Below are 21027 nucleotides of genomic sequence, written 5' to 3'. Positions count from 1 at the left end.
ATTGAGTTAATAATTCATACAACGACTCACTAAAAAGACACTGAGATTGTAGAGCGCTTATTTTAAGCTGATGTATGTTTCAAGCCATTTATCTACGGCGAAAAATTCTACTATCAATACCTTATTTCAGTGAGTCTAGCATGAGTCTAAAGCCATCTATTGCTAATCCCCAGCGCCATTTACCAGCCGCTCCTAAAGCGCAAACACCTCGTGCACGTGGGGCAGGTAATCCTAAAATTTTAAATGACCCTGAACTAAAACATACCCTTAACCAAAGCCCTGAAACCAACGACGAGCATTCAGGCTCACTTATCACTGTGTTAATTGCAGTTGGGGCCAATCTGGTTATTGCAATCGCAAAAACAGTTGCCGCTTTTATGACAGGCTCAGCCTCCATGATTGCAGAAGCAGCTCACTCATGGGCAGATGCTGGTAATGGTACATTGCTCATCGTTGCAGAAAAAAAATCCATCAAACCTGCTGATAAAAGCCATCCGTTAGGCTACGGCAAAGAGTCTTATGTTTGGTCGATGATTGCGGCTTTTGGTGTATTTACGGCAGGTTCGATTGTCTCTATCTATACCGGTATCAAAGAATGGAACGCTACTGAGTCTGAAGCTAACTATACGATTGGCTTTATCGTATTGGCAGTGGCGTTTGTGCTCGAAGGAATCTCATTGATTCAGGCTTACAGACAAAGCAAAAAGCATGGTGAAGCGCTCGATATCAGTGCACTTGGCTATGTTGTAGATACGTCTAACCCAACGTTGCGCGGTGTATTCTTTGAAGATTTAGCAGCGGTCACCGGTTTGGTGATTGCCGCTGCTGCTATGGGTATGCATGCTTATACGGGCGAACCGTATTGGGATGCGTTAGGGTCTATCATCGTCGGTCTACTACTGGGCGTCGTCGCCATATTCTTGATCAGTCGCAACCGAGATTTCTTAGTCGGGCATAGAGTCACTGACCGTATGCATGAATATGTTTTAAGCGAGCTGCTAAATCATCCAGATATCGATAGTGTGTCCTATCTGCACCTAGAGTGGGTCGGTCCAAAGAAGATATTTATGGTGGCGGCAGTAGATATCGCAGGCAATCAAAAAGAAGAGCATATCGCACAGAAGTTTGAAGAGATTGAAAATCTATTCAGAGGTAATCCAGTCTTTCAAGAGGCTATCTTGACACTGTCCGAACCTAACGCTGAGCTGCTAAGTTTAGAGAATATTTAATTTAAAAGCTTAGTAGATTAAGTATGTGGTAGAGAAATCCTATTGAATACTTTTAAGTACACTTTCTAAATTCAAAAATCAAAACACAAAAAAGCCGTCATGAGTGACGGCTTTTCTTATAACTCTAGTACTTAGTAATTTTTTAACTTAAACGGTACTATTTCTTTGGTGCGTTTGCACCGATGAACCATGCATCTTTATCAACAATACGGCTAGCTTCTGTAAACAAGTCAGCGGTGTCTTCATCACCTGCATCACCAGCGGTAGCAATCGCTTCACGCAATGTCTCTGCGACTTTCTTGTAGCGGCTAGTTAACTCACGTACATGCTGATCTACTTCAGTGATGTCGGTTGGGTAGTCATCTAGGATAGACTCTTTTACTACGCGACTTGCCAAACCATTTGGTTGACCACCTAGGATTACAATACGCTCTGCGATAGTATCTGATACTTCAAGGATACGATCTGATGTCTCATCTAATAATTGATGTACACCGATAAAGCCAGTGCCTTGTAGATTCCAATGGCACTGTTTGCCATCTAATGTTAAATCGATAACGTTTGCTAGGTTAGCGTTTAATAAATCAATCATTTTTTTCGCAGTTTCGTCTGAAATACCACTTGCGTAACGTTCTCTCATATTTTACTCCGTCATTTATTTAAAATTATTATATTGAATGAAAGTTCAATGTATTTTTATTGGTCTTCTATTCGATGACAATTAAGTTAAAGCTAACAATATGAATTGCTATAAATCTTTCAATTCATCAATACTGCTCACTAGTACTGAAAAGTCATCAACTTGTTAATTCAAGAATGATAATAGCAGCTTAACTCAGTGTTGGAACCCTTGAGTGTTAGGCTTTGTTGAGTGGTCGTGTAACGAGTTTGTTAACCGTGAAAAGCTTTGTAAATTTATCGAATACTGTGTGCGTTTTTTATAACGATGTAAGTTTTATCCGCTAATATTAAGCTTTAATTTCTGATAAACCGTACATTTATACACTCATATTTTTGGGCAGCGAGACAGTGTTTTAACTATAGGATGAGACTCCTTATTCTCCTTTAAAAACCGCTGCTCAGACCCCATATTGTTATAAACCTTAAGAAGAAGAAAGCCATTATGCGAATGCCTGAACCGCGCTCATCGCGTCAGTTAAATCAATTGGCCACTCAGCTCCAAGGCGAAGCTGAAATTAGTGGTGTTAATGCGTCAGGGACGCAAATATCAAGTCGTGCCTTTGAGATGGTTACTGACTTTGAGCCAGCAGGCGACCAGCCGCAAGCCATCAAAAAGCTAGTTAACGGTATCAATTCGGACATGGACGAGCAGTTGCTATTGGGTGTGACTGGTTCTGGTAAGACCTATACCATGGCAAAGGTCATCGCTGAAACTCAGCGCCCAACCATTATTATGGCGCACAACAAAACGCTAGCGGCTCAGCTATATGGTGAGTTCAAATCGTTTTTCCCTAATAATGCGGTCGAATATTTTGTCAGTTACTATGACTATTATCAGCCAGAAGCGTATGTTGCTGCTAGTGATACCTTTATCGAAAAAGACAGCGCTATTAACGATCATATTGATCAGATGCGCCTTTCCGCCACGCGTGCCTTGTTAGAGCGTCGCGATGCGATTATCGTCGCTTCGGTATCTTGTATCTATGGTTTGGGTGATCCAGAGAGCTATCTAAAAATGCTATTGCATGTCGTTGTGGGCGATAACATCGATCGTACGGCAACCATCAAGCGTTTGGTTGAGATGCAATACACGCGTAACGAGCTAGATTTTGGCCGTGGTACGTATCGCTTGCGTGGAGAGCTGTTAGATATCTATCCTGCTGAGTCTGAGCAGCTAGCCGTACGTGTGCATTTATTCGATAACGAGGTTGAGAAGATTACGTGGTTTGATCCTTTAACGGGTAAGACGGTGCGCAGCGTGCCACGTATTACCATTTATCCAAAGTCGCACTATGTGACGCCGCGTAATAAGTTAGAAGCTGCCAGCCATACGATTCGTGCTGAGTTAGAGCCGCGTTTAGAATACTTCCGTGACAACAATAAGTTGATTGAAGCACAACGTCTCAAAGAGCGTACTCAGTATGACTTGGAGATGATTCAGCAGCTTGGTTACTGTAACGGTATCGAAAACTACTCACAGCATCTCTCTGGCCGTCCATCAGGGGAAGCGCCGCCAACGTTATTTGATTATATTCCAGAAGATGCCTTATTGTTCCTTGATGAGTCACATGTGACGGTTTCACAGATTGGCGCGATGTATAAAGGCGATAGATCACGTAAAGAAAACTTGGTCAATTATGGTTTTAGATTACCCAGTGCGATGAATAACCGTCCGATGAAGTTTGAAGAATGGGAACGTATCAAACCCAAAACCATTTATGTGAGTGCCACGCCAGCATTGTATGAGCTCGAGCATAGCGAGCAAGTTGTTGAGCAGGTTGTCCGTCCTACAGGTCTGATTGACCCTGAGATTGAGATACGTCCTGTCTTGACGCAAGTTGATGATGTGCTATCAGAGATTACCAAACGCCGTGAAAAGGACGAGCGTGTACTGATTACTACATTGACCAAGCGTATGTCAGAAGATTTGACCAGTTACCTCAAAGAGTATGATGTAAAAGTCGCCTATCTACATTCGGACATTGATACTGTTGAGCGTATGCAGATTATTCATGAGCTCCGTACTGGCGTGCATGATGTGCTGGTCGGTATCAACTTATTACGTGAAGGCTTGGATATGCCAGAGGTATCATTGGTAGCGATATTTGATGCCGATAAAGAAGGATTTTTGCGTTCAGAGCGTTCGCTTATTCAGACCATTGGTCGTGCAGCGCGTCACTTAAACGGTAAAGCCATTCTCTATGCCGATCGCATTACGCCAAGTATGCAAAAGGCGATAGATGAGACGGATCGTCGCCGTGATAAGCAGATTGCCTTTAACCTTGAGCATAATATCACGCCAAAAGGTGCTCGCCGTAGTATCACGGACAGGATTGATACGGGTGAAAGCTTGGATGCCAATGACAATCAAGCTATCCCAGTTAAGAGTAATTTGCCAGATGTGGATATCAATATCTTGCGTAGCCCTGATCTGCTTGCCAAAGAAATCAAACGTCTAGAGAAGCAAATGCAGCAAATGTCGCGTGATTTGAAGTTTGAAGAAGCAGCAAAAACGCGTGATAAAGTGTTAGAGTTAAAAGCACATTTAATCTGATAGCGTAGGTCGAATATTGAAGCTAAAAAGAGGCTAAGTAATATCGAAGGTGGGGTGCTTTTTGAGTACCCCACTTTTTTATGGTTTATTCAATATCGGAATGTGTAGAAGGCTTGTAATACTGCGCATTGCCACTTACCATATCCGCATAAATCTCACCATCCATATAATATTTCAAAAATTTAAGTCACATGCTAACAAGCCGAGTACGTGTAATGCTCTATTTGGGCTAGGCTTATTGTTCTTATAGGTCACATTGTCAACATAGACTGAATTTTTGGAATGGACATAATCTAGGCGTATTATTCACTGTGCTTACCAACAACTTAATAGAATTAAACTCTAACGAAAATTCACTCGGCATGTCAGATGCTGCCAAACAAGCCGTTATCGACTCTCTAGACATCGGCTTTCGTTATCCCGATGACCAACGTGCGGCGCTGATTACCAAAGTCGCTGAGATAAACGGTGTAGCAGAGCGCCAAATTTCTCTAGGCAGTGGATCTAGTGAAAATATTCGTACTGTCGTCCAAATGCTACAAAATCAAGCATTAGTAGCAGGCAAAAAACTCCAAGTTATCGTGCCGCATCCAACCTTTGCCTATGCTGAATTATATGCGACATCCATTGATGTGCCTGTGGTAAAAGTGCCGCTGACCACTGAAAATTACGCTTTTGACTTGCAAAGTATGCAAAAAGTGGCTGATGACTTTGACGGTATTAGCTTGTTTTATCTGTGCAATCCAAACAACCCAACGTCGACTATTACTGACACAGTAAAGCTCAAAGAATGGGTAGGGCATGCACCAAGTAACCATTACTTTTTATTAGATGAAGCTTATTCAGAGTATGTGACTGATCCAAGTTTTGAGAGTGGTGTTACATGGATACGAGAGGAGTACTCTGAAAATATCGTTGTGGTGCGTACCTTTTCAAAACTATGTGCACTCGCTGGCATGCGTGTCGGCTATGCAGTTGCTAGCCCGCAAATGATAGCCAAACTAGAGGCTTTTATCTCGATTGATAATACCAACTTAGCAGGTGCTGTAGCTGCGTTAACGACTCTTGATGATGAAGATTTTTTGGCATTGAGCTTATGTACGGCCAATCAATCGCGTCAGTTGGTTGAGCAAACATTAGATGAGCTTGGCTTACGCTACTTGCCATCACAGGCAAGCTTTATATTCCATGAGATAAAAGGCGATGTACAAACCTATATCGATAGAATGCGTGAGCATGGTATTGCTGTTGGGCGTGAGTTTGCACCTATCACTGGCTTTAATCGATTAACACTTGGCAGACCTGATGAAATGGCAGTATTTGTAAAGGTACTCAAATCATTTCGTGAGAAAGGCTGGGTCTAACTCAGTTAGTCAATGCAGTTCGATAATAAATAAGGGAAGTTGCTTATTGGCAGCTTTTTTTTGTTGTGTTTATTTCGGTTGTTGGAACTGTATTGAAGCCAGAGTTAAGCGCACATTTTTACCAACATCAAACGCAGTTTTACATATCGCACCTTAAATAATCTAACGCTATCTTATAGGATAACTGAGTAAAGCATGACCCGTTAATCACGCAGATAAATACTGGGTAACAGTCACAGTGCTCGGCATGCTCACGTATCTTATAATTATAAAGTTAGGGATGTACCTATGTTTGATATCAAATCATTTTTTAAACGAGAAGTAGAAAAGAAGCTTATCAATGTAGATGACTATATTTTTATGCCAGAACGCGTAGAGATGGAAATTGAAGGTGGACTATTAAATTGTGTGTTGAATAGTGATGGTCGCGTAGATATTTTTTATAGTAAAGACGGTGTCACTGAGGTGGGTTCAGCGTCGCGCAAACACCCATTTACAGCATTTGAAAAAGAGCTATATCATGGTATTTACGATGACGTGATTAATGATTTAATTAAGGAAGTAGATAAAATTATTGATAGCACCTCGAAGTATTTCCGTCGTAGCCAATCATTACCTTTTACGGCCTCTATAACTTCTCAAGCATCTGACACAAATAAATTTTAGGCTAATTAGTTGAACTAATCTATTAGGGCGTGTCTTCATTTCAAAAATGGTGATAAAAATGAGATAAGTTGCCGTCAAACGAGGAAAATGGTGCAGATAATATCGGGATATTAACCAACGATTTGACGATGTTTGGCAAAATTTAGCTATTTTTAGCCCATTTAGATAACTATCGAGTGAATTGAAGACACGCCCTAGCAATAAAAAGGGTGCATTATGTATAACGCACCCTCTTTATTATTTTTTATTCTAATAAATAACTTAATTGTTCTATTGAACAAAGCTTGTATAGCAGCTCTGTAGAGATTTGGCGACGACTTGTGCGACTAACTGAGTACGGTACTGAGAGTCAATCGCGGCATTGCCCAGCTCAACAATCGTCACTTGCTGTGGCGCTTGCTCACTCACACAGCCACAAACATTGGTTTTAACAGATTCTTGCTGTGCTTCTGTCATAGCGACGCTTGCAACACGCCATGCGTTTTGTTTTTCAATTTGGCTACGGCATTGGTTGTCGATCGCAGCTCTAAAAACATTCATGCCGATCTCGTTTGCGGTACCGATTGCTGTACCTGTACCGTTGTTTGTAGTACCTGTTGAGGTACATCCCGCCAAGGCAAAAGTCGCTAGCATCATCGTTGAAGCCAAGATTTTTTTCATAAGTTAGTCCTTTAAGGTGTCTGTCATAAATAAAGCTGTATATTATCAGTAAAACCTAGCAATGACATCATTAACCACAAGCGCATGTTATTTTAGAACTCTATGACCTATTTGTATAAACCACAAAAAAGCCAGCTAAGTAATCACTTAACTGGCTTGATATAGGCTAAGCTATTTGGCTTATTTATACGTTTTTGCCGTGTTCTTTTTGCTGGATATCTTTTGCCAATTTATAGCATTCGTTGATATGGTCATTAGCGATTTTCTTAAAAATCGTGTAACCCATAGTTGCAGCAACCAATTGGCCACCAAGTGGAATAAACTTAGTCACTTGTTTGGCAGCGATACGACCACCAAAACCTTGGATGGTTTTTTTGACGATACCGCGTGTTGCCATTAGACCAGCGAAATCTACGGTACGGTCTTTTACTGCGCTCCAATGCACTTCGCGAGATTCCAAATTAATGGCTGACTGACGGTCTTCAATGAGACCAAAACGCTCACTAATCTCTGGAATCAATTGTGTCAACATCCCCGCATCAACTGCCACATCAAAAAATGGTACTGGCACAACCGCTACACCAGCAGAAACTCTAGCGCGTCTTTTTACCATTCCCTGACATTCTTTCTTAACCTTATCAAGGTCTAGGTTAGGGTCGATAGTATTTGGAAGTTTTTCAGCAAGTGGCGTGGTTTTCATAAAGTGTCCTTATAAATAATTAAAATATAAATGATAAAAAGTTCAATAGATAACAAATCCTTCAGTTGCTTACTATTTTATGGATTTATGCGTGGCTTACAATCATTGCTTTGTAGCAAAATGAATGAAATTGCTCACACTGTGCACCTTTTTTGTAAGTGATTAAATGAAGGTGGTTTGTATAAGCTATAAAAATGGCAGTCTCAATTATCACTAATATATGGGCATTATTCATCAAGTTGTACAATGCCTAATGATATACAGAGGTAGTATAAATTGTCATTGTGACCCTCTACTAAAGCCAGTAGAATACGCTCATGCTAAATTTAACCCCCCGTTATACCAGCACTCGCATCGACGAGTTGCCCGCCGCGCTGCAACCATTTGCCGCTCAATCATTCACGCTTGCCCGTCTGTATGCAGGGCGAGGTATCACTGCGCCTGATGAGCTGGAGACTAGCCTATCAGGTCTATTGCCTGCTGAGGCCCTGCACGGTGTCACAGAAGCCGTGCGCTTATTAGATGTGGCCATTGATGAGCATCAGCGCATCCTGATCGTTGGTGACTTTGACTGTGATGGTGCCACCAGTACGGCCTTAATGATGCGAGCGCTCACAAAGATGGGTGCGGTCGTTGATTTCCTAGTGCCAGATCGTTTTAAGTACGGTTATGGCCTGACGCCAGAGATTGTCGAGTTAGGCATTGAGACTTTTCAGCCAGATATGATAGTGACGGTTGATAATGGCATCTCAAGTCATGAAGGGGTAGCGCGAGCCCAAGCTGATGGTATCACGGTGATTATCACTGACCATCATCTCACGACCAAAGAGACGCCACCTGCGGAAGCGGTAGTCAATCCCAATCAGCTAGGTTGTGACTTTGCCAGTAAAGCACTGGTCGGAGTTGGAGTCGCGTTTTATGTGCTCGGACGCTTAGCAAAGCTGCGCCGCGAAGCTGGCAAGTCTACCGTACAGGTTAGCCAATATTTGGATTTGGTCGCACTTGGGACGATTGCAGACGTTGGGGTACTCGATAAAAACAACCGTATCTTGGTACATCATGGATTATCGGCTATTCATCAAGGCCGCTGCTGTATGGGAATATTAGCATTGCTTGAGCAAGCGGGCCGTAATCCCAAGCAGCTTCATGCTCAGGATTTTGGTTTTGTATTAGGCCCACGTATCAATGCAGCTGGGCGCATGGACAATATGCGCATCGGTATCGAATGCTTATTAACCGAAGACTGGAGCACCGCACAACGTTTGGCACAAGAGCTTGAACAGCTGAACCGTACGCGTCGTCATGTAGAGGGCGAGATGCGTGCGCAAGCTGATAGTATCGTACAAGCATTGGCTAATAAAGATAATAGCGATGAGAGTGTGAGTGGTGATGGCAATGATAATGCCAGTAACGATGACATAATTACTCAGGCTGTCTCTACTGCTAAAGCCAGCAATGCAGGCGCGCGTAGTATTATTTTATACCAAGACGACTGGCATCAAGGAGTCATCGGCATTGTCGCTGGTCGTCTAAAAGAAAGCTATTATTTACCCAGTATCGTATTTGCGCCAGCAGATACTGAACAAACGGATGAAGATAGTGCCATTAAAGGCTCTGCACGTTCTATCGCTGGCGTACATATTCGTGATGCGATTGAACAAGTTGCTGAGCGTTATCCAGACTTAATAAGTCATTTCGGCGGGCACGCGATGGCAGCAGGCCTGACCCTCAAGCGCCGCAACTTTGAGGCATTTGTCACAGCTTTTAATGAAGTGATGGCTCAGATGGATGATGAGGTATTTGCAGAGCAAAAATTCACCGATGGACCTTTGCAAGCGAGTGACTTTAGCTTATGGTTTGCTGAGCATTTAGCCGATGCCAGTATCTGGGGTCATGGGTTTGCGCCACCGATATTTGACGGTGTGTTTGAGGTATTAAGCTTCAAGATTTTAAAAGACAAACATCTTAAATTATCGCTGCGCTATCCAGACGTTCAATATCCGATAGAGGCCATTTGCTTTAACTTCGATAATGAGGCGTGGGATTACCGTGCTAAGCAAGTCCATTTGTTGTTTCAGCTAGACATCAATGAATGGAATGGCAAGCAAAGCTTACAGCTGATGGTTAAAGATTTGGCTGTGGTAGAGCACGGCTAAAGTAGCAATGTCAAACCGATAATACTAAACGCGCTCAAATATGGGCGCGTTGGTATTTTTGAAATGAAGACACGCCCTAGTATTAGTATTTCCACTCTAATGTGGGGAACTGCCAATCGTAACGAATAGCCAGCATACGCAAAGTAAAAATCGTACTCATCGTAGAGATGTCAGCTACCCAATCTGTCACGCCTAAATTCTTTAGAGCAAAGTACAGCACCCCACCTGTCAACGCTGCGGTGATATAAATCTCTTGCTGTAGTACCAATGGAATCTCATTGCAAATCATATCGCGAATGATGCCACCAACCACGATAGTAATTACACCTAATAATAGCGCTACAGGCACATTGGCGCCCATACTGTCAGCGACTTTGATACCGATCAGTGTAAATGCTGACAGACCAATGGTGTCAGAAAGCTTGAGGAACTTATCCACTCGTCTAGAGTTTGGATGAAAAAATATCTGCATCGCTAGCGATGAAATCGTAATAAGGGTCAGATAGCTCATATCTACCATCCAAAATAACGGATGGCGATCGAGAATGACATCACGTACCGTGCCGCCGCCGATAGCAGTGACAATAGACACGAGAAGACAGCCGAAGACGTCGAAGTTTTTGTGCTTGGCAAGTATCGTGCCCGAAACGCTACAGGCGATAATGCCAATCATATCGAAGAAATATATCAAAGAGCGCGGGTCAAAAGTAGTGATCAGTACGGTAGGGTCCAATACGATAGCCAACATGGGCAGTTCTCACTATTTTCAATTATTGTCAGTCAAACAAAGGCTATCTCAGCAGAGTCTTGCTCAATTAATCAGTTTACGAGTCGAATAGAAGGCAGATGCCAGTCGAATCTGAGCGCGAGCATACGTACTGCAAAGATGACAAACAGCATAATAAATTCGTTGAGACTGGCACCGACTCCAAAATACTGTAAGCATAAATAGGTCACCGACCCTGCGATACTGGCAGTAATATAAATCTCACGCTGTAACACTAGCGGAATCTCATTACAAATGATATCACGTAGCAAACCACCGATAATGGCGGTCCAAACACCCATCATAATAGCAATAAGGGGAGACATGTCTAGGGTTAAGGCCACCTTAAAACCAATGACACTAAAAGCGGCCAGCCCAATGGCATCAAAGAGTTTCAACGCATTATCAATCTTATTATAAAGGTGAAAGAATATTTGTAAGATAAGAGATGTCACCGTGATAACGATCACGTAATTAAGATCAGTCATCCAAAATAGAGGATGACGGTCGAGAGCCATATCACGTAAAGTACCACCGCCGATGGCATTGACCATCGCTACCAAGATACAACCAGCAATATCAAAGCCTTTATGCTGCGCAAGCAAAGTCCCTGCAATCGCGCAGGCAATAATGCCAACCATGTCCAATAAATATAATAGAATATCAGGAAAAATCAAAGCATTACCCATGGTTATATTGCCAAATCGAGATCATCAAAGTGATAGGTGTTTTTTAGGTGGCTATTCAATGCATAAATTTGACGAAAGAGGTGTAGTGTTACAGTGCCATTTAGCCATCTTTTGCAAATAATATCAGTCCTACAATAATCAGCCCTATACCGACCAGTCCCATCGCCGAAGGTATGGCGTTATCTAATAATAATATACCCCCAATCAAAGCAAAGATAACTTCACTGGCTTGGGTTGAGTCAACGCCTGCAACCTCGCTTGAAGTAACAGCTTGCTCGCGCGCATACAAAAATATAGTGGTCGCTGCCACGCCTGCTAATAGAGCAACGAGCAACGTATTGATTATTTGTGAGGCGTGGGGCTGGTCAGGGCGCACTATAATGCCCAAAAACAGCCAAAATGGCAAACACCCAAGAGTCATTAGCCACACTTTGTTAAAGGCATTTTGCAGTAGCGTGGTTTCGATAGAAGGAATACGAGCAATTAGATTTTGTAGGGATGAGGTTGCCGCAGTGTTGTTACTTTGAAGTACGCTATCAATATCGGTAGCATCATATGTCGTAGCTGGCAAATCATAAGCTTCGGATATGAGTGGTTCATTCTGCTCACTGATATCAATACCAATACTGATGCTAGCTCGTTGATCGTTAAACTCTGCTGCCTTCTGCAATTCAGTATTGCGCTGGCGGGCATTATGAGAAGCCTGCCAAACCAGCTGGTTACCAATTGGGTAGCTAAAAGCGGCGATAAGAGCGGGTAGCGCACCGTACAGCAGCATGTCAGACATGGGGACGGTGTCGGTTATAGAAGCAGCATGCAGACCTTCACTGATATTGACGAGCGCCACACCGATAAAGACAATGACAGCATATACGATGAATTTTTTGTCAAAACGTTGACCAAATGCCAATAGCACAAGCAAACTGGTGACGACGGTAAACATAAAGGTAGCTGCTACTACCCATCCCGCAACATGATCTGCGGCATAGCAAATACCAGTATAAAACAGTCCAAACCCAATACTGCCAGTAATGCACCAAAAGCCCCAATGCTGAAGAAAAATTCTCATTAGCGCTTTAACACGACTAAAGCCATGTTGCATCGCAATAATGGCAGTAATAATCAACAGCATAAAGACATAGCGTAGACTCGCTGACCAAAACCAATGTCCACCTGCGCTACTCATAAGCTCATTTAAGATAAATGTCGAGCTAAAAAATGCACCTGCTAACAAGCCCAATAAAATGAGTTTGATCATACCGCTACCTTATCCATGGCACTCAACGTGTTCACACTTTCTGTTTGTTACTTGCTGATAGTTACTTGCCTTTGGCATCTGCCCAAATGATTTTGTGCAATTGCAGCTGAAAGCGAACTGGCAAGGCATCAGCCAACATCCATTCTGCTAGCTCGCGCGCCAATACAGGTACTTCAGGGCTGAGCTGTTCATCGACATCATCTGCGACGTTAAACATTGGAGAGAACCACACCGTGCCGACCAGTTCGTTTAGCTTATACTCGGTCAATTTAGCTTTTGCCCAGTCGTAATCTGTACGATTCATAATGACAAACTTGATTTGGTCATGCTGAGTGAGATAGTCGAGGTTTGACCATAGATTTTTATCGACTTCGCCTGAGCTTGGCGTTTTGAGATCCATTACCTTACTGACTGCTGCTGGCACGTTTTCTACCGTGAGTGCGCCTGCGGTCTCAAGGGATATCTCATACCCATCGCTCAGCAAACGTTTCATCAACTCAATGGCATTTGGCTGTGCTAATGGTTCACCACCAGTCAGACAGATGCGCTTGCACGGATAACCTTTGATGGTTTCTATGATGGTTTCTAATGATTGACGTTCGCCGCCAGTAAAAGCATATTCGGTATCACAATAGACGCAGCGCAGCGGACAGCCTGTTAGACGTACAAATATCGTCGGCAAGCCTGAGGTGATTGCCTCACCTTGTAAGGAATAAAAAATCTCAGTCAGACGCAACCCTGCTTCAGGGTCAGTGACAGGGATAGTGGCGGTGCGTAATGATGATTCACTCATAATATTTCAAATACAGTTGAAGGTCGATAAGGCGATGAAGCGCTTATCAATCGTAATAAAAAGGCAGAGGATGATACGAATGATTTTGTGTTTGTATAAAGACAAACTAAAAGAGGATTATAACGTAACGCGTTATATTAAGCTGCAAAAAAGATGCTGGAGTCATCCCCCAGCATCTTCATATAAAACAATATTATTCAATAAACAACGGTACTTGCCAAATATTTAGGCTAGGCGTAATAGCTCGTTTACTGATGTTTTTGCACGAGTTTGCGCGTCAACTTTTTTCACGATGATGGCAGCGTACAAGCTGTGCGTGCCATCTTCTGACGGTAAGCTACCTGGTACGACAACAGAACCTGCTGGTACACGGCCACGATGAATCTCGCCAGTTTCGCGATCATAGATGCGCGTCGATTGACCGATATAGACACCCATAGAGATGACAGCGCCTTCTTCAACGATAACGCCTTCAACGATTTCAGAGCGTGCACCGATGAAGCAGTTGTCTTCGATGATAGTAGGGTTTGCTTGCAATGGCTCTAATACACCGCCGATGCCAACGCCGCCTGATAGATGCACGTTTTTACCGATTTGAGCACATGAACCAACAGTCGCCCAGGTATCAACCATCGCGCCTTGATCGACATAGGCACCGATGTTGACGTATGACGGCATCAATACTGCGCCTGCTGCGATGAATGAACCTCTACGAGCAACAGCTGGTGGTACAACGCGTACGCCTGCTTCTTTAAACTGTGCTTCAGTCCAGTTAGCAAATTTAGTCGGTACTTTGTCATAGAACTGTACGTGTTCGCCAGCAGCTTGGACGTAGTTGTCGTTTAGACGGAAAGACAATAGTACGGCTTTTTTGGCCCACTGATTGACAACCCATTCGCCATCTTTCTTTTCTGCTACGCGCAGGCTACCGTTATCTAGTTGCTCAAGTACTTGGTTGATAGCATCGCGCACGTCTTGTGGCATATTGGCTGGGCTGTATTCGTTGCGATTTTCAAATGCTTGTTCGATGGTTTGTTGTAATGACATAAAGGTTCCTAAAATGAATGAAAGGGAGGGTGATCTTAATGTTATGGTTAAAGACTTATATGACCCAGCCTAAAGAAAATTCAAAGTATGGCTTGGTCCAAAAACTTGCTTGCCGTATTGTCGCTAATTTGACCACTTTTAGCAAACACGTTGAGGGTCTTATTGTGACAATATTGAATGAGTTGTTTTCAGGTATCCTCTCAAAACAACTCATTTATCATGATTTAATCGTCTGTCGTGTTGGTCTCTATCCACTCTAAAATATCTTGATAAACGGTCTGCTTATCCTTTTCGTGCAGCACTTCATGGCGCATATTAGGATACAGCTGAATATCGACATGACTGAAATGACGCTTGTCCAGACGCGTGACAACCCTACGTATACCGCGACCCATTTCACCAATCGGATCATCTTCACCGCTGATAAACAGCATCGGGAAGTTTTTGGCAATAGTGGTAGCCCAATTTTTGTTTAGTCCAGTATCCATGAGCGTAAACAATGTCATAAAGCCATTATTGGTAAAGTCAAAACCAGTCTTAGGATCGGCTTCATAGGCTTCAATGTTTGCGGTATTTTCACTGAGCCATGCAAACTGTGAGGACGAATTGCGATCAGATAGTTGGCTGTTAAGGACTTTATTCATCACCTTGGCAAAAACAGTATTCGGTTGTCTTGGGGCGACTCTGGCCAGTAGCTTGTTAATAGGTAATAAAACCTTGGCCAGTGGGTTGGCGTCTGCTGAACCCATTAGGATAGCACCTGTGAAATTATGCGCATGATGCTTGAGTACATTGCGCACGATAAACGAGCCCATCGAGTGACCCATCACAAAATGCGGAACGTCTGGATGACGGTCTTTTAAGCTATCGGCCATGACTATCACGTCTTTTAGTAGCGACTGTACCGGATGCTCTTCACCAAAAAACCCAAGATCGGCCTCAGTCTTGATAGTCTGTCCATGACCCAAATGATCGTAAGTCGCCACAGCGATACCATTGTCTGCCAAAAACTGTGCAAAATCGCTATAGCGACCGCTGTGCTCTGCCATGCCATGCACAATCAGTAAAGTTGCGCTAATCTCGACGTCTTTGCTACTTGGTTCAAAAAAGTCATGGTGCAAGTAGTGAATATTGTCAGAAGACAAAATGTGATCGTTACTGGTATCGATATTGGTACTCATGTAATGTTCCTTGATTACTTATAATTTTCATTAACGGTTTTGACGATATTTCTCAAATAATGAGTCAAGTAGCGCAATTTATCCTGCGGCTCTTATACTGTCCTATTGTACTGGGCGATGATAAATAATTTCACCTTATTTTATGATTTTAATTCAGTTATACAAGGTATCGCTCTAACAATAACGGTTAAAGCAGTGACTATCGCTGAGTCTGTATAAACCACATAAGCCATTTACGCTCTTACTGTTTGCCCGCAACAGACTGGTCTTATTTATATGATACTTTTAAATGAGTTTTTAAAGTCATTTATATCAATCAATATTCCATCAAATATTAACAGCAACTAACCGCCTTGATAAAATCATCTATGACGAAATTTTCATCGAAAAAGACACTACTATTGGCAGGCGCAGGTCATGCTCATATTGGTATGTTGCGTCGACTTAGCGCCGCGCGTTTAAAGGACGCCGATACGATAGAGGCAGACATTCATTTAATTAGTGAACAACCGCAAACCATCTATTCTGGCATGTTACCAGGTTGGATGGCAGGGCATTATCAGTTACATGATATCAGTATCGATATCAAATCGCTTTGTGTGCGAGCAGGTGTGAGATTCATTCAGCAGTCGCTTGTAAAAGTAAACGCAGCGTCAAACAAGGTGGTTACGACTGGCGATGAACAAACGGATTTTGACTACGATGTGTTGTCTCTAAATACGGGCGCAGATACAGACATGCGTTGGCAACCTGACCACAATAGCTACAACGAGTACAGAAGCGATAATGACGATAACAATACTGGCGCTGCTAATACTAACGTGATTGCCATACGACCATTATCAACATTTATCACTCAATGGCAGCGGATTCTAAAGGCCGCTCAGCAGTCTGAAAAGTATCAATTGGCTATTATCGGAGCAGGTGCTGCGGCCATAGAATTGGTGATGGCAGCCCAAGTCGCGCTACGGAACATCAATCGTAATCATCAGGTGACATTAGTATGCGGTGAGAATCTATTGTCAGGGTTTAACTCAGGCTTTCGTCACCGAGTTGTTCAGCAGTTACATCGCCATGGCATTACGATAATTCGAGAACGAGCGACCGATTATCGTGATGGCAAATTATCGACCACCCATAAATCATTGCCCATCAATGCTGTCATCGCTGCGACTGGCGTCATAGGGTCGGCATGGACAGCTTCTACGGATTTGGATATAGAAGGTGATGGGTTTGTCGCGGTAAACGATAAGCAACAGAGCGTCTCTCATTCTAATGTGTTTGCGGTTGGTGATGTAGCGACACGAATCGATAAATACGTGGCGCACTCGGGGGTTCACTCGGTGCATGGTGGTGCTGTCGAAGCCGATAATCTATTGGCCTATCTGGGTGACAACGTAATGAGGAGTTATCAGCCAAAATCACGCACGCTATATCTGCTGTCTTGCGGTGACAAATACGCCATTGGTAGTTGGGGTAATGTAAACCTACAAGGCCGCTGGGTATGGCATCTCAAGAAGTATATCGATAAGCGTTTTATCGAAGTTAATAAGAATTGACGAAGCTGATAAGAACTAACGAAGGTTAATGCTCATTTAGAATAAACCATAAAATCCATATGATTAGTCATCAATGCGTATTCATAATCAGGTATGATTGATTAGATAAACCGTAAAGTAAGCAATCAGGTTTTACGTTGTAAATATTAAAAATAAACAGTAAAAGCAATGCGCTATCTGTGTTTTCTAATCTTTAATTTTACGTTGCTATCCTTTTTTAGTTGTACTGCTAACAGGATTTTAGACCACCATGAAATCAACTATCGAGCTACTTGAGCATACGGATTTTCCAGCGATAAAACGTCGTCAACTGACCATATTGCAAGTTAATATGGGCTACTTATGCAATATGTCCTGCGTACATTGTCATGTGGCTGCCAGCCCTTATCGTACCGAGATGATGTCGCGTGAATTGGTTGAGCTGATACCAGAAGTATTGCAAGCACAAAATATCGATACGCTTGATTTGACGGGCGGTGCGCCTGAGATGCATGAGGATTTTAAGTATTTGGTCAAGGCCGCTCGGGCATTAGGCGTCAAAGTGATAGACCGCTGTAACCTGACCATTCTTATGGAAGAGGGTTATGAGGATATGGCGCAGTTTTTAGCAGACAACCAAGTGGAAGTGGTGGCTTCTTTGCCTTGCTATTCCCTAGAAAATGTAGATAAGCAGCGCGGTAAAGGCGCGTTTGACGACAGTATATTGGGATTGCAGAAGCTCAATCAGTTGGGGTACGGCAAGCCTGATTCAAATTTAACATTAAACTTGGTCTACAACCCACAAGGTGCGACGCTGCCGCCCAATCAACAGCAGCTTGAAGCAGATTACAAGCGTGAGCTAAAAGTACACTTTGATATCGAGTTTAATCATTTATTTGCCCTAACAAACATGCCGATTCAGCGGTTTGGTGCGGTGCTATTGGCAAAAAAACAGTTCCACCCGTATATGGATTTGCTCAAAGCTAATTATATGGCTGCCAATTTAGCCGAGGTCATGTGCCGTTCGACCATTAGTGTCAATTGGTTGGGTGAGTTATTTGATTGTGATTTCAATCAGCAGTTAGAGATTCCTGTCCCAAACAAGTCACGGCGACACCTAAGTGATTTGTTAACGCAAAACCCTTCTGGTGATGACATCGCCATTGCTGACCACTGCTATGGCTGTACAGCAGGACAGGGCAGTAGTTGTGGCGGCGCGTTAGAAGAAGAGGCAGTAGAGCCAGTGCTAGCAGACACGCCTTAGCCGTTCTAATGTAAGTGCTTTTAATATAAGTACGTTCAATATAAGTACTTTTGGTATAGATAAAAAACAATCAGTATAAACGGAGTAAGCCTTATGTCAGTATCTAACTTTTCAGCGAAGACATTTTTCGCCCAACCAGTGATTGCTACGACTATTTTATTAGCAAGCGTGGCTGCTCATGCTGACTTCAACCATCAGAGCTGGGATAGCTTATTAAATAAGCATGTGACCATGACCAACGGTGGCAAAGCTTCAGTAGTCAATTATGCTGGTATGAAAGCAGATCAAAGTAAGCTGACAAGCTATCTAGAAGCGACGAGCAAGGTATCTCAATCAGAGTTTAATCGTTGGAGTAAAAATGAGCAGTTGGCATTTTTAATCAACGTTTATAACGCTGGTACGGTAGATTTGGTATTGACGAAATATCCAAACGTTAAATCTATCAAAGATATTGGCGGACTGTTTGGGTCACCATGGAAGCAAGAGTTTGTTTCGCTACTTGGTAAGACGCGCTCACTTGATGATATCGAGCATAACCTGATTCGTGGTTCTAAACGCTACAACGATCCGCGCATTCACTTTGCAGTCAATTGTGCCAGTATCGGTTGCCCTGCATTGCAAGATGATGCCTTTACCGGCAAGCGATTAGACAATCAATTAGAGCAAGCAACGTCTAAGTTTTTAGCAGACAGTAGCCGCAACAGTCTCAAAGGCGATACGCTAAGAGTGTCACCAATTTTTAAATGGTATAAAGAAGACTTTGCAACCAATTGGCGTGGCACAAAAGATTTAGCAGGGTTTCTAGGTCGTTATAGCTCGTCATTAGGATTGAGTAAAGCTCAGACAGCGGATCTCAAACAAGGCAAGATAAAAATAAGCTATACCGATTACAACTGGAATTTGAATAAGAAATAAGCCAGTTTTTAATCTTACTAGTTGATTGACGTGACGGTATATCCATTGAACCTATCAATTATTGTTCCATTATTAAATGAAGCGAACAACTTGCCTGAGCTTATTGCTCATATTGTCCATCTCGATCCGGCACCGCAGCAAGTGATATTGGTCGATGGTGGCTCAGTGGATGGTTCGGTTACTGTCGCCAAAGAGATGCTCACAAGTACAGAGATTGCTCAATCAGTTATTGATTGGCATGTTATCGAATCTACGGTAGGGCGTGCACAGCAGATGAATGCGGGCGCTATGTTGGCAACAGGTGATGTGTTGCTATTTTTACATGCTGATACCGAGCTGCCAGCTGACGCGATAGATAACGTTCAGCAGGCAGTAGCTCAGTACGATTGGGGACGTTTTGATGTCCGTTTAGACAGCCATAATCCATTGTTAAGCATGGTCGGGTTAATGATAAACCAGCGCTCACGTCTAGTCAGTATAGCCACTGGTGATCAAGCAATATTTATCAAAAAGTCCGTGTTCGAGCAGATTGGTGGCTATCCTGATCAGCCATTGATGGAAGATGTTGAGCTCTGTAAACGGCTAAAGAAAATTTCTCGTCCAGCTTGTCTAAAAAGTAAAGTCATAACATCTGCGCGGCGTTGGCAGCAGCATGGTACATGGCGGACGATTTTCTTGATGTGGCACTTACGCTTTGATTATTGGCGCGGCGTATCGCATAGCGTCTTAAAGCAACGCTACTATAACTAGTGAGATTGTTTGGTTTATAAATATGATAGACAAAATAAGAAAGGGTTCGTCCTTGTACATTTGACTAATTGAGAGACCATTAAGTGACAGCTGATTCATCTGCAAAACAGCAAGATACCTGCATCATTCTGTTTGCAAAATATCCAGCACCCAATAAGGCAAAAACCCGCTTACAGCCAGCACTGGGTATAGATGGCGCTGCACGTATGGCAAGGCAACTATTACTGCATAGTATTGAGCAGACCATTGATACGGGCTTTTCCGTTGAGCTATGTGTGAGTCCAACACCAACAGATCCATGCTGGCAGGCGCTTAATTTGCCCAACCCACTGCGTTGGTCTACGCAGGCCGACGGAGATTTGGGTTTTCGTATGTTGATAGCCAGTCAGTGCGCATTGGAGCGTTTTGATAAGGTTGTGTTAATTGGTACGGATTGCCCTAGTCTTACGACAGAACGTATTCAGACAGCGGTACAGCAGCTAAACCAGCACGATGCGGTTATGATTCCAGCGACTGATGGTGGTTATGTGCTGTTAGGGTTTAGACAAGTTGATGACAGCCTGTTTTCGGACATTGTTTGGAGTACGGTTAGTGTAGCCGCTGTCACCAAGCAGCGCATGGCGGCATTAGGTTGGACACTGGCACTATTTGACCCTTTACATGATATTGATGAGCCTACAGATCTAAAGCATTTGCCATCAAGCTGGCTAGATTCTCACGTCAATATTTAGGTCGATAATAGCTGATAACGGATAATTGATAACTAGGTCAGTAAATTCACTAACGTAGTTGCATATTCTAAGATGATTTACTAAG

19 protein-coding genes are annotated in these 21027 nt (G+C 43.0%); 10 read left to right on the top strand and 9 right to left on the bottom strand.

What is annotated here, in order from left to right; translation table 11 throughout:
• Positions 1-140: 140 nt before the first annotated feature.
• A complete protein-coding gene (locus CXF60_RS13735) occupies positions 141-1229 on the top strand; it encodes a cation diffusion facilitator family transporter (protein WP_102092371.1) in 1089 nt (362 codons plus the stop codon).
• Positions 1230-1386: 157 nt separating this feature from the next.
• On the opposite strand, the gene dps is transcribed toward CXF60_RS13735, so the two are convergent.
• The gene (dps, locus tag CXF60_RS13730) at positions 1387-1869 is read right to left on the bottom strand and encodes a DNA starvation/stationary phase protection protein Dps (RefSeq protein ID WP_057760902.1); all 483 of its coding nucleotides are present in this window, start codon (positions 1867-1869) and stop codon (positions 1387-1389) included.
• Positions 1870-2352: 483 nt separating this feature from the next.
• Between dps and uvrB the strand changes: the two genes are divergently transcribed.
• The 3 genes from uvrB (at position 2353) to CXF60_RS13715 (ending at position 6494) form a co-directional block, all read left to right on the top strand.
• On the top strand, positions 2353-4464 hold the full coding sequence (uvrB, locus tag CXF60_RS13725; protein ID WP_102092370.1) for an excinuclease ABC subunit UvrB: 2112 nt from the start codon (positions 2353-2355) through the stop codon (positions 4462-4464).
• A 311-nt stretch (positions 4465-4775) separates the two neighbouring features.
• A complete protein-coding gene (locus tag CXF60_RS13720; RefSeq protein WP_228707151.1) occupies positions 4776-5828 on the top strand; it encodes a pyridoxal phosphate-dependent aminotransferase in 1053 nt (350 codons plus the stop codon).
• 288 nt (positions 5829-6116) lie between these two features.
• Positions 6117-6494, top strand: coding sequence for a hypothetical protein (locus CXF60_RS13715; protein WP_101206413.1), 378 nt, complete (start codon positions 6117-6119; stop codon positions 6492-6494).
• Between the two features lie 270 nt (positions 6495-6764).
• On the opposite strand, the gene CXF60_RS13710 is transcribed toward CXF60_RS13715, so the two are convergent.
• Together CXF60_RS13710 and CXF60_RS13705 are read right to left on the bottom strand one after the other, a co-directional pair.
• Positions 6765-7154 carry a hypothetical protein gene (locus CXF60_RS13710; RefSeq protein WP_101206414.1) on the bottom strand — a complete coding sequence of 130 codons (390 nt, stop codon included), beginning with the start codon at positions 7152-7154 and terminating at the stop codon, positions 6765-6767.
• Positions 7155-7338: 184 nt separating this feature from the next.
• Positions 7339-7854, bottom strand: coding sequence for a hypothetical protein (locus tag CXF60_RS13705; RefSeq protein ID WP_057760892.1), 516 nt, complete (start codon positions 7852-7854; stop codon positions 7339-7341).
• Between the two features lie 317 nt (positions 7855-8171).
• Between CXF60_RS13705 and recJ the strand changes: the two genes are divergently transcribed.
• On the top strand, positions 8172-10010 hold the full coding sequence (gene recJ, locus CXF60_RS13700; RefSeq protein WP_102092368.1) for a single-stranded-DNA-specific exonuclease RecJ: 1839 nt from the start codon (positions 8172-8174) through the stop codon (positions 10008-10010).
• 82 nt (positions 10011-10092) lie between these two features.
• Here recJ and CXF60_RS13695 read toward each other — a convergent pair whose 3' ends face one another.
• From CXF60_RS13695 to CXF60_RS13665, 6 genes are all read right to left on the bottom strand, one after another.
• The gene (locus CXF60_RS13695; RefSeq protein WP_057760888.1) at positions 10093-10758 is read right to left on the bottom strand and encodes a trimeric intracellular cation channel family protein; all 666 of its coding nucleotides are present in this window, start codon (positions 10756-10758) and stop codon (positions 10093-10095) included.
• Positions 10759-10829: 71 nt separating this feature from the next.
• Positions 10830-11465 (bottom strand): trimeric intracellular cation channel family protein, encoded by a 636-nt coding sequence (locus tag CXF60_RS13690; RefSeq protein ID WP_102092367.1) that lies wholly within the window; start codon positions 11463-11465, stop codon positions 10830-10832.
• Between the two features lie 100 nt (positions 11466-11565).
• Entirely contained in the window at positions 11566-12723 is a 1158-nt protein-coding gene (locus CXF60_RS13685; protein WP_102092366.1) for a multidrug resistance efflux transporter family protein, read from the bottom strand.
• Between the two features lie 61 nt (positions 12724-12784).
• Positions 12785-13516: a 7-carboxy-7-deazaguanine synthase QueE gene (gene queE, locus CXF60_RS13680; RefSeq protein ID WP_102092365.1), complete on the bottom strand. Its 732-nt coding sequence runs from the start codon at positions 13514-13516 to the stop codon at positions 12785-12787.
• A 225-nt stretch (positions 13517-13741) separates the two neighbouring features.
• Positions 13742-14563 carry a 2,3,4,5-tetrahydropyridine-2,6-dicarboxylate N-succinyltransferase gene (dapD, locus tag CXF60_RS13670; protein ID WP_057760881.1) on the bottom strand — a complete coding sequence of 274 codons (822 nt, stop codon included), beginning with the start codon at positions 14561-14563 and terminating at the stop codon, positions 13742-13744.
• A 224-nt stretch (positions 14564-14787) separates the two neighbouring features.
• Positions 14788-15744: an alpha/beta fold hydrolase gene (locus CXF60_RS13665; protein ID WP_102092363.1), complete on the bottom strand. Its 957-nt coding sequence runs from the start codon at positions 15742-15744 to the stop codon at positions 14788-14790.
• Positions 15745-16112: 368 nt separating this feature from the next.
• Between CXF60_RS13665 and CXF60_RS13660 the strand changes: the two genes are divergently transcribed.
• The 5 genes from CXF60_RS13660 to CXF60_RS13640 all read left to right on the top strand — a co-directional run bounded on the left by CXF60_RS13660 (position 16113) and on the right by CXF60_RS13640 (position 20942).
• Positions 16113-17303 carry an FAD-dependent oxidoreductase gene (locus tag CXF60_RS13660; protein ID WP_102092362.1) on the top strand — a complete coding sequence of 397 codons (1191 nt, stop codon included), beginning with the start codon at positions 16113-16115 and terminating at the stop codon, positions 17301-17303.
• Positions 17304-17553: 250 nt separating this feature from the next.
• A complete protein-coding gene (arsS, locus tag CXF60_RS13655; protein ID WP_102092361.1) occupies positions 17554-18546 on the top strand; it encodes an arsenosugar biosynthesis radical SAM (seleno)protein ArsS in 993 nt (330 codons plus the stop codon).
• A gap of 93 nt (positions 18547-18639) precedes the next feature.
• Complete coding sequence (locus CXF60_RS13650; protein WP_102092360.1) at positions 18640-19461, top strand: DUF547 domain-containing protein; 822 nt, start codon at positions 18640-18642, stop codon at positions 19459-19461.
• A gap of 45 nt (positions 19462-19506) precedes the next feature.
• Entirely contained in the window at positions 19507-20211 is a 705-nt protein-coding gene (locus CXF60_RS13645) for a TIGR04283 family arsenosugar biosynthesis glycosyltransferase (protein WP_228707150.1), read from the top strand.
• An 83-nt stretch (positions 20212-20294) separates the two neighbouring features.
• The gene (locus CXF60_RS13640) at positions 20295-20942 is read left to right on the top strand and encodes a TIGR04282 family arsenosugar biosynthesis glycosyltransferase (protein ID WP_102092359.1); all 648 of its coding nucleotides are present in this window, start codon (positions 20295-20297) and stop codon (positions 20940-20942) included.
• Positions 20943-21027: the final 85 nt, after the last annotated feature.

Origin of the sequence: Psychrobacter sp. 4Bb (genome assembly GCF_002836735.1) — a bacterium.
GTDB lineage: Bacteria > Pseudomonadota > Gammaproteobacteria > Pseudomonadales > Moraxellaceae > Psychrobacter.
Note: the sequence above shows the minus strand (reverse complement) of the source record. Positions and strands in the feature narration are given on the sequence as shown.